This window comes from Sedimentibacter sp. B4 (assembly GCF_000309315.1).
Lineage (GTDB): Bacteria > Bacillota > Clostridia > Tissierellales > Sedimentibacteraceae > Sedimentibacter > Sedimentibacter saalensis.
Genome location: NZ_CANG01000903.1, coordinates 42,766 through 58,419 on the forward strand (window position 1 = coordinate 42,766; position 15,654 = coordinate 58,419).

At 36.0% G+C, this 15,654-nt stretch carries 15 protein-coding genes and 1 riboswitch; of the genes, 1 reads left to right on the plus strand and 14 read right to left on the minus strand.

What is annotated here, in order from left to right; genetic code table 11:
- Position 1: 1 nt before the first annotated feature.
- From BN358_RS14030 to BN358_RS14060, 7 genes are all read right to left on the minus strand, one after another.
- Entirely contained in the window at positions 2–1,111 is a 1,110-nt protein-coding gene (locus tag BN358_RS14030) for an efflux RND transporter periplasmic adaptor subunit (RefSeq protein WP_019229276.1), read from the minus strand.
- A gap of 118 nt (positions 1,112–1,229) precedes the next feature.
- Positions 1,230–1,775 carry a permease gene (locus BN358_RS14035; protein ID WP_019229277.1) on the minus strand — a complete coding sequence of 182 codons (546 nt, stop codon included), beginning with the start codon at positions 1,773–1,775 and terminating at the stop codon, positions 1,230–1,232.
- Entirely contained in the window at positions 1,775–2,254 is a 480-nt protein-coding gene (locus BN358_RS14040; protein WP_019229278.1) for a permease, read from the minus strand. Before BN358_RS14040 ends, BN358_RS14035 begins: the two co-directional genes overlap by 1 nt.
- Positions 2,255–2,266: 12 nt before the next feature.
- A complete protein-coding gene (locus tag BN358_RS14045) occupies positions 2,267–3,391 on the minus strand; it encodes an ABC transporter permease (RefSeq protein WP_019229279.1) in 1,125 nt (374 codons plus the stop codon).
- On the minus strand, positions 3,388–4,191 hold the full coding sequence (locus BN358_RS14050; protein ID WP_019229280.1) for an ABC transporter ATP-binding protein: 804 nt from the start codon (positions 4,189–4,191) through the stop codon (positions 3,388–3,390). Before BN358_RS14050 ends, BN358_RS14045 begins: the two co-directional genes overlap by 4 nt.
- Positions 4,175–5,119 (minus strand): ABC transporter ATP-binding protein, encoded by a 945-nt coding sequence (locus BN358_RS14055; RefSeq protein WP_019229281.1) that lies wholly within the window; start codon positions 5,117–5,119, stop codon positions 4,175–4,177. Before BN358_RS14055 ends, BN358_RS14050 begins: the two co-directional genes overlap by 17 nt.
- 8 nt (positions 5,120–5,127) lie before the next feature.
- On the minus strand, positions 5,128–6,354 hold the full coding sequence (locus tag BN358_RS14060) for an HlyD family secretion protein (protein ID WP_019229282.1): 1,227 nt from the start codon (positions 6,352–6,354) through the stop codon (positions 5,128–5,130).
- A 122-nt stretch (positions 6,355–6,476) separates the two neighbouring features.
- On the opposite strand from BN358_RS14060, the gene BN358_RS14065 reads away from it, so the two are divergent.
- A complete protein-coding gene (locus BN358_RS14065; protein ID WP_019229283.1) occupies positions 6,477–7,151 on the plus strand; it encodes a Crp/Fnr family transcriptional regulator in 675 nt (224 codons plus the stop codon).
- A gap of 35 nt (positions 7,152–7,186) precedes the next feature.
- Here BN358_RS14065 and BN358_RS14070 read toward each other — a convergent pair whose 3' ends face one another.
- From BN358_RS14070 to hpdB, 7 genes are all read right to left on the minus strand, one after another.
- Positions 7,187–8,860, minus strand: coding sequence for a methyl-accepting chemotaxis protein (locus tag BN358_RS14070; RefSeq protein WP_019229284.1), 1,674 nt, complete (start codon positions 8,858–8,860; stop codon positions 7,187–7,189).
- Positions 8,861–9,301: 441 nt separating this feature from the next.
- Positions 9,302–9,385, minus strand: a riboswitch (cyclic di-GMP riboswitch).
- Positions 9,386–9,445: 60 nt separating this feature from the next.
- Positions 9,446–9,868: a GNAT family N-acetyltransferase gene (locus tag BN358_RS14075; RefSeq protein WP_019229285.1), complete on the minus strand. Its 423-nt coding sequence runs from the start codon at positions 9,866–9,868 to the stop codon at positions 9,446–9,448.
- 152 nt (positions 9,869–10,020) lie between these two features.
- Complete coding sequence (locus BN358_RS14080; RefSeq protein WP_019229286.1) at positions 10,021–10,677, minus strand: Crp/Fnr family transcriptional regulator; 657 nt, start codon at positions 10,675–10,677, stop codon at positions 10,021–10,023.
- A gap of 71 nt (positions 10,678–10,748) precedes the next feature.
- Positions 10,749–11,432, minus strand: coding sequence for a YitT family protein (locus BN358_RS14085; RefSeq protein ID WP_019229287.1), 684 nt, complete (start codon positions 11,430–11,432; stop codon positions 10,749–10,751).
- Between the two features lie 101 nt (positions 11,433–11,533).
- Positions 11,534–12,499 carry a 4-hydroxyphenylacetate decarboxylase activase gene (gene hpdA / locus BN358_RS14090; RefSeq protein WP_019229288.1) on the minus strand — a complete coding sequence of 322 codons (966 nt, stop codon included), beginning with the start codon at positions 12,497–12,499 and terminating at the stop codon, positions 11,534–11,536.
- Positions 12,500–12,528: 29 nt separating this feature from the next.
- Entirely contained in the window at positions 12,529–12,786 is a 258-nt protein-coding gene (gene hpdC / locus BN358_RS14095) for a 4-hydroxyphenylacetate decarboxylase small subunit (RefSeq protein WP_051011017.1), read from the minus strand.
- Positions 12,787–12,788: 2 nt separating this feature from the next.
- Positions 12,789–15,506: a 4-hydroxyphenylacetate decarboxylase large subunit gene (gene hpdB / locus BN358_RS14100; protein ID WP_019229290.1), complete on the minus strand. Its 2,718-nt coding sequence runs from the start codon at positions 15,504–15,506 to the stop codon at positions 12,789–12,791.
- Positions 15,507–15,654 lie beyond the last annotated feature (148 nt).

Below are 15,654 nucleotides of genomic sequence, written 5' to 3' on the forward strand. Positions count from 1 at the left end.
CTTATTCACCCCTTACTACCTTTATTTTGCTGCCGCCTGTGATGTAATCCTGTCCTTTCACTATTACAGTATCTCCTGCTGCAAGACCAGATTTAATCTCTATGTACGAACCAGTGTCAAGTCCTGTAACAACTTCTCTTTCTTCAGATACATCGCCGTTAACAACATAGACATAACTTTTTCCGTCTCTGTCAACAACAGCTTCTGTCTTAACAGCCAGAGCATTTTCGATTTTGTCTGTTTCAAAGTTTATTTTGGCAAACATTCCAGGTTTAATAGATCCGTTGTTTTCAAGTATGATGTTCACTGTATAAAGATTTGTCATTGGGTCTGAGCTGGTGCTGATGCTGTCGATTACTGCTTTTTCGCTGTAATTTGCAGCACTGATTTCAACATTAGCTTCTGTTCCCTTATGAAGTTTGTTAACCATGTTTCCTGGAACAGCAAGTTCAATTGTTATGCTGTCTGAATCAACAATTGTAACAGGAGGTTTTGCTGAAGTTGCAAATTCTCCTTCAACAATGCTTATGTCTGAAATAACTCCTGATATGGGAGCCTTTACAACTGCATTGTCCAAAGCATCTGCTGCGTTTTCATAGGCAACTCTTGCCTGATCAACACTTTTTGCAGCAACTTCCAAAGACTCGTCTGATGCAGCAAGCTTTGCCTGATCGTATTGACTTTCAGGTACTGCTCCTTCTTCGTAAAGCTTTTGGATTCTTTCAAATGATTTTTTAGCATTTTCAATTTGTGATACGCTGACTTCATATCCTGCCTTGGCTGATTCATATGCAGCAAGAGCTTGATTGACCTGGTTTGTAATACTATCCGTATCCATAACGAATAACACATCATCCTTTTTAACCCTGTCTCCAACCTTCACATTGATGCTTTCAACTTTTCCGGACATGAGAGGCACAACATACACGTCCTTGTCTGCATAAGTCTTTGCTGTCATAATATTTTCAATATGCAGCTCTATTGGTTTCAATGTTTCCACCTCTACAGCTGTATATGATTCTTCTGTAACTTCGGCACTGATATCATCTGTCTTGCCGCATCCAGTAAAAACTAATGCTGTAACTAATAATAATGTCAATAATTTTTTCAAAATTCCCTCCAATTTTCGACCGACCGGTCGGTTTCCAACTTATTGTATCACTGAGTTGTTGAAGTGTCAATTTTATTATTAACAAAATATACAGTTACAGCATAAATTTTACTTATTTTTACTCAGCCTTGACTGCATTTTTGTAAATTTCATCCTTTTCTTCACTTGAATGCAATTTTTCCGTTGTATATGCAATGAATGCTATTCCAAAAATATCAAGGACAAATCTAAGTGTCATGAATTTTATTCCCATGGAGGATGCCTCAAACAAAAGAAGAGGAATTTTTGTTGTTGACCATGCTCCTATCATAATGAGCACATTTGATAGCTTGCTTCCTTTTTTGAGAAGGACAACTGCCACAGGAAAAGCTGCATACAAAGGACCGGCTGCTGCTGAGCCAAGGAAGAACGCAAGCAGCACTCCCACAATCCCTGATTTTTCTCCCATGTACTTAATCATTGTTTCTTTCTTCACCCATACATCCAAAAGCCCAAGGAGTATAAAAATAGGGGGCAATATGGAAAGCATTTCAAGGGCATTGTCTATTGTCAAGTCGATTGATTTCATTCCTATGTCAGGTCTGAAGATTATTACTGCAATGTTTACTGCTGCAAGAGCAAAAAATACCTTGTATCTTTTTATTATTTTTTTAAACTTATCCATTACAGAAACACCCCCATAACAAATGCAACTATATACGAAAACACAAATGCTTCTGCGTTTCTAATGAGAGTTGCCTTCTTTCCAAAAAATTTCATTTCAACAGGCATAGTAACCACACCAACCATCATGAGAGTTGATATGAATGCTGCAATCTGCATGTAGCCTGCTCCGCTTTTTAAAAGAGCTGCAGCAAGGGGAAATGCAATAAATCCCGGAATAAGTGTTATTGCTCCTATTACCGAAGCAATGATTACTCCAAACCACCCGGACTCGTTTCCAATCATGCTTGAAATTTGATCCGGTGTTAAAATGGCTAACATGATGCCGATGATAACCAGTATTGAAAGAAACTGCGGTAAAATATTTTCAAATGATTTCCATGCCTTCTTCAAGGCGAGTTTTGTGTTAAGTCTGCTTTTTACAAAAGATACAGCCAAGGCTGCTATGGCAATTACATACAAGGCAATTGTCGATGTCATAAATCCTCCTGATTAATCAATTTTCTTTTTAAATTTTAATGTTGCAAGGGCTAGAAAGGCTATGCCGAAAGCAACAAGAATTGTAAATTCTTTATAAAGTTCTCCAAATCCGTTTCCCTTTAAAATAATTCCCCGAAGAACCTTGATAAAATATGTGAGGGGAAGCACGTTGCTTAATCCATGTATAATTTCCGGCATTGCTTCTCTGGGAAACATGTAGCCTGAAAGAAGTATATTTGGCATTATCATGAACATTGATAGCTGCATTGCCTGAAGCTGGCTTTTTGAAACAGTCGAAATTATTAGTCCCACTCCCAGCGCTCCGAACAAAAATACTGCCGAGAACATTAAAAGAAGTGTAATGCTTCCTGCTATGGGTACCCTGAACCAGAACACTGAAAGAGCCAGTGCCAGAACAATGTCCACAAAGCCTATTATTACATAGGGAATGATTTTTCCTATCATTAGCTCCATTTTTGTTATGGGAGTCACTATGAGCTGCTCCATTGTACCTCTTTCCCTTTCCCTCACTATGGAAAACGAAGTAAGCATGAGTGTAACAGTTTGAAGTATAACTCCTATGAGTCCCGGGATGTTGAAGTAAATGCTGCTCATGTCTGGATTGTACCACACTCTGCTTCTCAAATCCAGTGACTTAGGCACAGTTGTTCCTCTTGTTTCCTTAATTATTTCTACAGACATTGACTGAACCACTCCTCCTGCACTTGATAGTATAGTCTGCGCCGTTGTTGGATCTGTCCCGTCAACTATAAGCTGTATCTGTGCAGATTTGCCGTCTTTTAAATCAGCTGAAAAATCAGGGGGTATAACAATTCCTGCCTTAGCATAGCCGTTGTCTATGTAGTATTCAATGTCATCCATGCTTTCGGCATAATAATCCATATCGAAGTATTTAGAATTTGTAAGGTTTTCTATGAGCTCCCTGCTTTCCCTTCCCATGTCGTTATCCAGCACTGCTGTAGGAATGTGGTCGACGCTTGTTGAGGCTGCATATCCGAACAACAAAAGCTCCATGATGGGCATCATTATTATTATGGCAATGGTTCTTTTGTCTCTTTTAATCTGTGAAAATTCTTTTTTGATTATTGCCTTTATTCTGTTCATGTTGAAATTCATTTTGTCACCTCTTTTTTTCTTTTTTCGCTTTCCACCAGGAAAACAAACACGTCCTCAAGAGTTGGCTTACATTCAATAGCCTTCAATGTGCTGTCAGACTTTATTTCAACTATATTCCCCTCTATTATTTTTTCTTTCATATTGTTTGGAGTGTCCAGTGACAAAATATTGCCATAATATAGAAAACCAATTGAATTGCAGTGTTCAGCTTCATCCATGTAGTGGGTTGTAACAAGAATGGTAACACCTTTTTTTGACAATTTGTAAATTATATCCCAAAACTGCCTTCTTGCTATGGGGTCAACACCTCCTGTAGGCTCATCCAGCAAAAGTATTTCAGGTTCATGTATTATGGAGCATCCAAGAGCAAGTCTCTGCTTCCACCCTCCTGAAAGATTAGAAACAATCATCTTTTCTTTTCCCCACAAATCTGCCATCTTAAGAATTTCTTTTTTCTTTTCCTTAAGCTTATCTTTTTGTATACAGTAAACTCCCCCGTAAAAATCCAGATTTTCTTCTACAGTCAGCTCTTCGTAAAGGCTGAATTTCTGAGACATGTAACCAATTTTGCTCCTTAGTTTTTCCCTGTCCTCCCTTATGTCACATCCAAGTACGTGACCTGAGCCTGACGTTGGATTTAATAGGCCGAGAATCATTCTTATGACCGTAGTCTTGCCTGAACCGTTAGGACCTAAAAAACCAAACACTTCTCCTTTTTTCACATCAAAGCTTACATTGTTTACGGCAACAAATTCTCCAAACAATTTTGTAAAATTCCTGATTTCAATTGCGTTTTCCATATGTCATCTCCGAGCGGCTTTTTACAATATTCACAAACACATCCTCAAGAGTAGGTGTTATTTCATTTATGGTGTATTCTAAATTCAAGTTTTTTAATGATTCTTCAAGTATGTTTTTTGTGATTTCCATGTTATCTGAAACAACATGGAGTTCTTCCCCAAGCAGGTACACATCCTTTGCACTGGCGGTTCCCAGAGCAGCTTCTCTTGCAGCATAACTGTCATCAGAAACAATGCACAAAATGTGTTTGCCGAAATCTCTTATTATGTTGTCAGGTCTGTCATTTTTTATAATGCTTCCATTGTACATGAGCCCTATTTCATCACACCTTTCAGCTTCATCCATGTATGGTGTGCTCACAAAAATAGTGACCCCCTGCTCCCTTAAGTCAAAAAGTATTTTCCAAAGCTCCCTTCTTGCAACAGGATCTACACCTATGGTGGGCTCATCCAGAAACAAATATTTAGGAGTGTGAATCAAGTTGCATGAAAGGGCAAGCTTTTGCTTCATTCCTCCTGACAGCTGATCTGCAAGCTTGTAAGAATGGTTTAACAGGCTGCTGAATTCAAGCAGAAATTTAATTCTTTCCTTGCTTTCCAGTTTTGGAACCTGGTATATTTCAGAATAAAACTCAAGATTCTCAATTACGGTAAGATCCCCGTACAGACTAAATTTTTGAGGCATGTAACCAATATGTTTTTTCAGTTCTTCGCTGTCTTTTACAATATCAAGTCCCCCGATTTTTCCAGTGCCGCTGTCAGGCTTTAAAAGAGAGCACAGCATTCGCATGGTTGTTGTCTTGCCTGCGCCGTCAGGACCCAATAGACCATAAATTGAATTTTTTCTAACATTAATATTTAATTTATCTACAGCCGTAACGTCACCAAAATTCTTAACAAGGGATAATGTCTGAATTTCATGTTCCATAATTCCTCCTAATCCACCTTGATTTTTATGTCAACAGGCATTCCGGGTTTCACAACCCCATGAGAATCCTCAAGATTTATTGTCACTTCAAAGACTGTATTTACTCTTTCTTCCTTTGTCTGTATGTTCTTTGGAGTGAACTCAGCTTCTTCACTTATTCTTGAAACTTTGCCTTTAAATGTTATGGAGCTATCTGAATCCACATACAATTCGGCTTCCTGCCCAACCTTTACAAGTCCTATATTTTTTTCCGAAACGTAAGATCTTATTTCTGTATTTTGTTTTTCATATATTTCAGCAAGCAATTTTCCCGCTGTTACAAATTCTCCTTTGTTTGCAACAAGTGTATTTACCAAACCGTCTGCAGGAGATTTTATAAATGTCTTGTCAAGTTCTGTTTTAGACTGTTCCACACTTTTTTGTGCTTGTTCAAGATGTACTTTTGCTATTGCAATCTTGCTCTCAAGCTGAGCAATTTGTGTGTTTCCCGATGAAATAGAAAGTTCATATCCGGATTTTGCCTGAAGCATTTTGTTTTTTGCAGCTGATTCGATTTCTTCCGTAGGATATGATTTAATAATGTTAAGCTGTGACAGTGCTGAGTTATACTGTGCCAGGGCTATGTCGTGACTCTTCAGCACCTCGTCATACTTGCTCTGTGAAACCGCTCCTTCATCAAGCAAAATTCTTGTTCTATCTGCTGCAGATTCTGCATATTCAAGATTTGCTTCAGCCTGCTTCACTGCTTCCTGCACCTGGTTTATTTCATCATCGCTTGCACCATCAATTACCTTTTCATATTCAGCCTTAGCTGTTAAATAGGCACTTTCAGATTGTTTTGACATGTCCTGATTCTGAATTATTAAGTTATTAAGGCTTTTCTCAAGAAGCTCAAGATTTTTCTCTGAAATCTTAAGGTTTGTCAGTGACTGTTCATATTGGTTTTTAAGATTGCTGCTATTAATTTCTGCTACTATGTCTCCTGCTTTAACACTGTCGCCTTCTTCAATATTTATTTTTTCGATTGTTCCTGTTACTTCGCTGCTCAAGGAAATTACATTGCTTTCTACGGTTCCTGATGCTTCAATAAATGTGCCATTGTTTGCATATACCACTGCAGAATCATTTTTTTGCAAATTGTTGAAAATATAAATTGAAATGAGAACTATTAGAATTAAGACAGGCATGATTACTATTTTGCCCTTTGCCCTGAGATGGTTGTAAATATTTTGCATAACGCCCTCCGTTTATATTGATTGTTCAGCTTTAAACAACTATAATATAAATCAGTTGTTAAAACAGTTACCACGGTAACTTTTTGTAAAATATTCTTAAATCCCATAAGAAAGGAAATGTCATGAAGGATTTTATTAAAATACTTGAAAACACTGAATTGTTCAAATGTTTCAACTCTGAAGAACTTGAAAATATTTTTGATGAACGTTATTATACCGTGAAAGATTACGAAAAAAATTCCATCATATATCTGCAAAATGAAAAATGTGAGAGCCTAGACGTAATATTAAATGGAATCATAACAATACAAAAAATCGACCAGGACGGTAAAATACTTACAATCAGTGATTTTATGAGCGGAGACGTTTTGGGAGAAAACCTTCTTTTTTCAGCCAGCAGCAACTATCCCATGACAATTACAGCAAAGACCGACTGCACTTTGCTTCACATGAAAAGTTCTCTTGTACTGGCGCTTTGTCAAAAAAATGAATGCTTTTTAAAGAGTTTTCTCATGTCACTGTCAAGCAAGACACTTATCCTTTCAAACAAAATAAAATCCCTGACCATGAAGACGATTAGACAGTTAATCATTGATTTCCTGCTTATTGAATCATTCTCCCAGGGAAGCACAAATGTTAAATTGAACATGACGAAAAAGGACCTGGCTGAAAAACTGGGAGTTCAGCGTTCTTCCCTTTCAAGAGAACTCAACAAAATGAGAAATGATGGCCTGGTGGAATATAATTCAAATTACATTTACATAAAAGACATTGAGTCTATGAAACACTTCATATGAAAAAAGATTTGCGTTCATCGCAAATCTTTTTGTTTTTACTTTTTAAGTTTGTACTTTCCTACCATCTCTTTTAACATTTGTGCCTGACTTGTCAGCTCTTCGCTTGCAGCAGCACCTTCTTCAGATGTTGCTGAATTTGCCTGTACAACCTGTGACACCTGCATAATACCAATATTAATTTGCTCAAGACCTGCTGCTTGTTCGTTTGATGATGTTGCTATATCATTAACTAAATTTGCTACTTTTTCAACCTCTTCAACAATTTCATCCAGGGCTTTTGCTGTATTTTGTGCTATATTAGTTCCAACCTGTGATTTTTTAATGGAATTTTCGATCATTTCCGTTGTTTCTTTAGCGGCACTGGCAGATCGTGCAGCAAGATTTCTTACTTCCTCTGCAACCACCGCAAACCCCTTGCCATGCTGTCCAGCTCGTGCAGCTTCTACAGCCGCATTAAGAGCAAGTATATTTGTTTGGAAAGCTATGTCATCAATCACCTTTATAATTTTTGATATATTTGTTGATGAACTATTAATTTCATCCATGGCATTAAGCATTTCCTTCATTTGCTGATTGCCGCTTTCTGCAGTAAATTTAGCTTTTTCTGCAAATTCATTTGCTTTATTGGCATTTTTAGCACTCATAGACGTCTGAGCAGAAATTTCTTCTAGAGATGCTGTCAATTCTTCTATGGAGCTTGCTTGTTCTGTTGCTCCCTGTGACAGCATAATGCTTGATTCAGATATCTGGCTTGCACCAGCTGCCACTTCTTCAGAAGCAACACTGATGTTTGATAGAATAGCATTGTTATTTGCAACCATTTCAGCAAGCTTAATTCCAAGTATATCTTTATCCGATCTGGCTTCCACATTTATAGTCAAATCTCCCTCTGCAATGCTTTGCGCTGTCAAAGCTTGAGAACGGATGTTTTCAATCATCCTTTCAAAGGCTTTCATGAGTCTTCCTATTTCATCATTTGAATTTGTACTAACATTTACATTTACATTTCCAATTGCCAATTCATCTGAAACTTCAACAAGATTGTTTATTGGATTTACTATACCTTTAGTAATTGCAAGGCTTAATACTATACTGATAATAATAGAAATTATAACTACTATTATTAAAATAGTGCTTGTAAACGAATAAAGTTTATCAGCATTCTGATTTTCCAAATCTGCATTTTGCTGATTAAATTCTGCCAATTCAACCAACATAGCTGATACTTCGTCAAATACTACTCTTGAGTTTCCTTTTGCCAGTACTTCAGCTTCTTCTGACTTTTGACCATTGCTTAATGCAACAATCTCTTCATTTATTTTCAAATATTCATTCCATTTTGATTTTATAGATTCTAAAAGTGCCCTGTCTGTGTCATTGCTGATTAAACCGTTGTACAAATCAATATAATTATTTATTTCAATGTTCTTTGAATTCATTTTTTCTTCATATTGAGCAAGTTCAGATTTTTCTTCCGATAAAACATGACCTAATTCATATATTCTGAAATCTGAAACGGCTGTGTTCATTTCACTTGAATACATTACGCTGGGCAGACTGTTTTCAGCAATAATAGTTGTACTTTCATCTATATTTCCCAGTGCAGAAATTGAAAGCAAACCAATAAATGCAAGAATTACAGTTATTATGCCGAACCCAAGCAGCAGTCTTCCTCTAATTGACAAATCTTTTCTAATTTTAAGCTTCATGTAAACTCTCCTAAGTTGATTTAATTTAGCTAGCTCATAAATTTCTTTCACATTTTCCTGTAGAAATAATTTACGTACTATAAACAGATTTCCCAATTCCGTTAGCATACTTGCTTCACTTTTGTTATTCAATTTTAGACTTTTATATCTTTTGGGTCATATGGAATCCTTATACTATAATTTTACCTCCTATTATCTCATCTCATTGAATTTGTGCAAATAATAAATCAACTGAAAAGTGTAAAGATATCTTCAACGCACAAAATTTTGCTGCGCCACTACCACAAAGAAATTGTGTCCCCTCACTGTAACTCCTTAACGGCAGTACGTAACAATACTTACAAGGTTTTATGTATAATTGCACAGCATTTTCCAATATAATAAAAAAATAGGCAACATTGTTGCCTATAAAAAATAAAACTATAAAAATAGCATTACTAATTTGGCAACCTGACAATCATGGCATTAAGCTTTAGACTCACGGCTTTGCGTCACCACTTTTCAATGGTTTTGCCTTTTCAATTTTGTTTTTATTACTTTCACATTGTTCTTATATATTAAGCTTAGATGAATATAAAGTCAACATTATTCAGTAAATCCTGCTGAATGCATTTGCTCTTCTTTACCGAATATTGCCATTCCTGTTTTCAATTTCCTGAAATTTAACTTTTGATAAAACGGTTCTTTTCCTGGAGATGCAAATAGTATTATGTTACAATGAGAAAGACGTTGTATGATGCTCTCCATAATTAATTTACCTACACCATTCCCCTGATATTCAGGTACTACCGCTATATCATAAACTGCAGCTTCATAAGCTCCGTCTGAAATAGCCCGACCAAACCCTATCATTTGTTCCTCATGGAAAGCAAACACAACACTGTGGCTGTTCTCAAATGCTTTTTTATGAACCTCACCATCAAAATACCCCATGCCAACTCGTTTTAAAATTTCACAAACATTATTAAAATCAATATTCGAACAATTTAATTGTAAAGCGACCTCCATTTTATCCTCCCTATAATTTATGCTTTTACCTAAATTAATAAACAAGACTGCCAATCCACAATGAGTAATTTGACAGTCCGGTATTAATCATAACTAATTAAAAACATTTTTTGAACCACATTAATATAAAAGCAACTGTTTTACATCCATTACTAATAGTTGTTTTCTGAAAACCTTTTAACTCTATCAGATTTATCCTTCAAGTATTTTTCATTTATAATCTTATATGGACCATTATCTAATTTTTCAATAATGCCTTCAGATTCAAACTTATTTAAGATGTTATATAAACTTCTTCTGCTAATATTCAAGTTGTCACATATGTCATAAATGCTTTTATAGATAAATTTGCAATTGCATGAATTCTCCAGGACATAGTAGGATACAAGCTCGCACTGAGAAAACAAATTGCTCATGAGCATTTTTTTATACATTACATAAACCCTGCTGCTGGTCTTAAAATAAAAGAAAGTAGAAAATTCTGAATTTTTCATTAACACGTTCATCATATCAGTATTCAGGCACAGCAGTACAACATCAGTCACGGCAATATTATTGCCATAAAAATTATGCTTTCTAAAATAACTGATCTGTCCGGCAAACTCATTTTCTGAAATGACATCTAAAAGTACTTTTTTGCCCAAGTCAGAATAACTTTCTATTTTAACTGTACCCTCTAGAATATAATAAATTTGATTATCTATATTTTCTGCCCTTGAAAAACATGTTCCCTTTTTCAAAGTCAAAACAGGAATATTATCTAAACATTCTTTAATGTAAGTATATATGTGAGAGTTTTCAATTAACATAAAATACCTCCAATATAAGTTTGAATTATAATAATTTATTATAATTCAAACTTACAAACTATACAAGCAACTTAAACAGCTTTGTTCTCTTCTTCTACCTCACCTTTGTCTAACCATTCAACGATTCTCGGTTTATAGTTTTTCATAATAAAACCGACAACTTTTCCAACAAGCAATGCAGCTAAAATTGTTCCTTCTCTTACTGTCTTCAATGACCCTAAAAATACAAGAGACAAAAGTGCTGATATTAAAACCATGCCTGTGTCAACTCCAACCTTAGCATTACCAAACTTTATTTTATCCTTGCTCACCTGCACAATAGCAGCGCAAAGACCTTCTGCCGGAAGAGGCATGATGTTTGGAATAAGGAATCCGGAAACACCGATACCGATAACCACTATACTTATTGCCAAATATACAAGTTGCATTACGTAATTGCCAGGAGCTGGCAACCAAAACAACAAATATTTTGTGCTGGTATATGTTATGAAAGTGCCAAGAATAAAAGTCGGAACAATCTGCAACAAGTTTCTTACTTTATAATCTTTTCTCAACAATATTATCTGCAGTGCCATTAATCCCATGTAAACAAAATATGTTGCCTTTCCAAGTTCAACTCCCCAAACAAGTTCACAGGCATAAGGAATTGAACTAACAGGAGAAATACCGAGACCTGCTCGTTTCGAAATATTTATTCCAATTGCTAATATTAAAAATCCTAATAGATAAAGACATACTCTTTTTGCTGTTTTCATTTACTTCCTCCATGTTATTTTAATTTTTTTCTACTTATTATAATAAAGGCTGGAGAAATGAAAATCAATCATTATCACCAGCCCTATTAGTGTACCCTAGATCAGAAAGGAGTGTCATCACCAATATAGCAAGCTATATTATTATCTAAATATATTCCTTGAAGAAGTTCCATTTTTTCTTCTGTCATATCTCCATGATTGCTATATTCATACTCTTTCCCCAACTGTTCCCACTTGGTCAATCCAAGTCTATGAAATTTTAAAAGGTTAATTTCGTACAATCCATTTTCATTCATAAACTCAATTAATTTATGAGCATTTTCAACGCTGTCATTGTACCCTGCTATAGTTGGCTGTCTCAGAATTAATCTTCCTTTCCAACCTGCTTTAATCAAGGCCCTGATGTTTGAAAGTACTAAATCATTATAAACTCCTGTACCTTCCTTATGCTTTTCTCTGTCCATGTTCTTGACATCAATAAATGCAAAATTGATATACTTCATAATTTCCAAAAATTCTTCCTGTTTTGCATATGCTTCAGTCTCAATTGCTGTATGAATTTGCAGTTTATGGCATTTTTTTAATACCTCCAGCAAAAATTCATAATGCATCAGTGGATCTCCGCCTGTAAATGTTACTCCTCCGTCTGGACCCCAACTGTTGAAATCCCGCCTCAATAATGCAACAAGTTCATCAACTGAATATTCCTTAACGACCTGTTTGAAAGCATTGTTTGGACAAATATTGATGCAGTCAAATGTTTCACATTTCATGCAAATGCCCCAGTCTATGCTTGGTTTGCCTGACTGATCAAATTTTATGTTGTGATGTGGGCATACATTTCTGCATGCCGCACATCCCTTTTCCCATTTGCACATTTTATCCGAAAACATAATATGTTTTTTCTTGTTCCAGCTTTCAGGATTAGCGCACCATTTGCATGTCATCGGACACCCTACAAAGAAAACATTAGTTCTGCAACCTGGACCGTCATGCACTGAATATGCCTGTATGTCAAATATCAAACCTTTTTTTTCAGTGCCTAAATTTATATTTTCTTTATCCATATCAAATCCTATTGTTGCTCGTTTTTTAGTTATTTATTGAACTTTTCACATGCAAATGCTCCACAAGAAGCATATGCCCAGTTTTCTTTTGCAAAACCCTTACAAGTTCCTACTCCATACTTGTCAGGATCAGCAAAGTTCTTGCAAACTCCGCATTTTTCAGCCTGCATGAACATTGGGCATGCATCGCTGCCTTCGCCATCTATTGGAATTAAATTTTTACTTAATGCGCATTGTCCTTTTTCGCAGTCCAAGTTTATATAATTTTTACAATCATAATGTTTCATCATCATACCTCCATCAATTTTTTTATTGCTTCATCATATTGAGTTCTAAAGATAACTTCATCCTGGATCGGTTTTCCGATTTCACACCAGTACTGTGTAAATCCGGCAACACGAATCATAAGATCTCTGTACTTGTCAGGTGTTACCTGTGCACTTCTTAATGTCTTTGAGTCAACAATATTGAATTGAACGTGGAATCCACCTTTTCTCATGTAAGCTCTTACAACGTCAAGAAGTTTTCTTGTTCCGTTCAAACCTTTTACTGCTGATGGATGAAGCTTAAGATTCATTTGAGAATTCTGATGTATACCGTGATCATATACAGTTGCAGATTCAAACAATGCATAAAGTCCGTTCTTATCTGTACCAGGTGCTGCTGACAAAGAACCATCTGAATATGTTGTTCCTGCAAGTCTGGAATCTGCTGTACCCAATGTTATAAATCCTTGAGGACCATGTGTTGAAACTGATATCTGGCATAAGTATAATGGTTTTCCATAATATGAATTGTAGCTATGTACCATTTCATACATGTCGTATTCATATGTCTTGAGCAATTGGTCAACATATGGTAATGCATTTCCATATTTAGGTGCATTAACACATGCTGCAAATATTTCTTCATATTTAGGGCTGTTTTCAGTGCTTTCTCTGAAGTCTGGTGAGAATACTCCTGTTTCATAAGCAGTCTTGAAACCAAAGTTGTTGATCATTGCATCTGTCATTTCTTCTATTGTAAACTTCTTGTCGTCATATACGTTTTTCTTAATAGAAGCTAATGAATTTATTAGTGTAATAGTTCCGCATGATTCAACATTGATGCTGGCATTGTATCTAGCCCCCATAGTACCCAAGTGTTGACCTTTTCTGAAGCAGTCAGGTTTCAACAAAGAGTTAACAGCTGGCATAAGGTATTTTCTCCATACATCCATCTGAATGTTATTTACTTTATTAAGAATAAGTATTGAATCATTCATGTACTGTTTCCATTGCTCATAAACAGCTTCAAATGAGTCAAGATTTTTATTATGTGCAGGATATACTCTTTTGCCTGTTCTCTTATCTACTCCGTTTGTCAATACTAGTTCAAGTATCTTTGGCATTGCAAGGAAGTGAACTCCTGTACCGCAAGTTGGAGAAGCTCCTCCAGGTACCCAAGTTACTTTTCCATCAAAATGCAATGGCTGGAAGCATCCAGGTGAAGATTCAAGACATCCTCCCAGGCACCAAGCTCTTGCATCTTCAAGATTCATGCCTTCCGGTCCATAGTTGTCAAGCATGTAGTTCATACCACCTTGGTTGTTCATCCATGCTGGATATCCAAGTCCAAGTTTTGTACAAGATGCAGCTTTCATGAGGAAATCTTCAGGTGTTTTTTCATCATATAAAACGCTCAGTGTTGGCTGAGGAGTTCTATTTCTCATTCCTGCTTCAATAATCAAATATTCCAAAGGAACAACTGCTGTAAGTCCTTCTTTGTTCAATCCGCCCATTGACAAGTTATTGAATGTATTTCCGGAAAGAACTCCGCCTGATACTCCGGCAGAAGCAAAACATTCTATACAAGTAATTTTAATTCTGTATAATTCAAGGATTTCTATTACTTCTTCATCAGTCATGATTCCTTCACGGATGTCATGTTCATAGTATGGCTGCAATACCTGTCCAAGTCTACCAATAGATAATCCTGACATTGCATCTTCATTTGTAACACCGAGATGACAACATACTGTCATTTGTATAGCTTCCCAGAAGTTAGCAGGTTTCTTATGTGCAATATTGTGCATAACTTCTTTGATTTTTTCATAGTTAGCTTTCAATTCAGCATCTTGTTCAATAGAAGCAAGGTAAGCTGCTTGTCTTGAATAGTTTTCACACCATTTGCTCAAACCCATTACAATTTCTTTCATGGCTGCATAGTAATATCCTCTGCTCATGCCAAGGATTCCGTCATCCCCTGCTTCACCCATTACTTCAGCCATTTTTTCATCACATATTTCTAAGATTCTGTCAAAGCCATATTCTAAAGGAACATAGTAGTTTGATACTTCACGTCCTTGTGCAATTGCAAAGGAGTCAAACATACAAACAACACTGTCCATTAAATCTCTATATTGTCCATATCCAGGTAATGTTCTTGAATATTTATCACTTATATCTTCTATGGAAATGCCTCTCCAAGGTTCAGATGTTTTAACAAGTACCGGAATTTCTTCTTTTCTCATACCGAATTTCTTAGCTAAAGAGATAATATTGCCATAGCTTTTAGTAACGTTTCCACCACCGGCGCCAACAATACTTACAGCATCAGCTTCATTCTCAGCAGGAGCATCAACTTCTGCCATCAAAGCATCTGCTTGAGCAAGGAAAAAGCTTGATGTTGTCCAAGGGAAAGGGAATCCGCCTCTGACATTTTTTGTCTTGTTCATAACAATTTTTTCATAAGGCTGAATAGTTGGTGTCATGTGTGATAAAGCAGCTCCCATGGCTCTGGCTCTTCTGACTTCAATTAATTCGCCGTCATTTTCCCACCAGCTTCTGTTGTACCAGTATGGAACTTCCATATCTGCAGTAACTTTTAAGGTGTAATAAGTTTCCATTAATTTTTTTGAAGACTCTTTTGCTTCTGGTATTTCAGCTTCCAATTGCTCGTCAACTTGAGCAATGTCTATGCCGCGTGATTTTAAAACATCTTGTAATTTTGTTTCATTAGAACTCATAACAATTCCTCCTTGTTAAATTTAACTCATTATACTGCTGCTAAAAATTATGAGTTAGTGAAAAGTGCACAGTTTTAAAAATTTTTTAATGTTTATTTTCTTTAAATTGTTTGGTTTTTCAACAAGCATTGACATACTTTTATGTTTG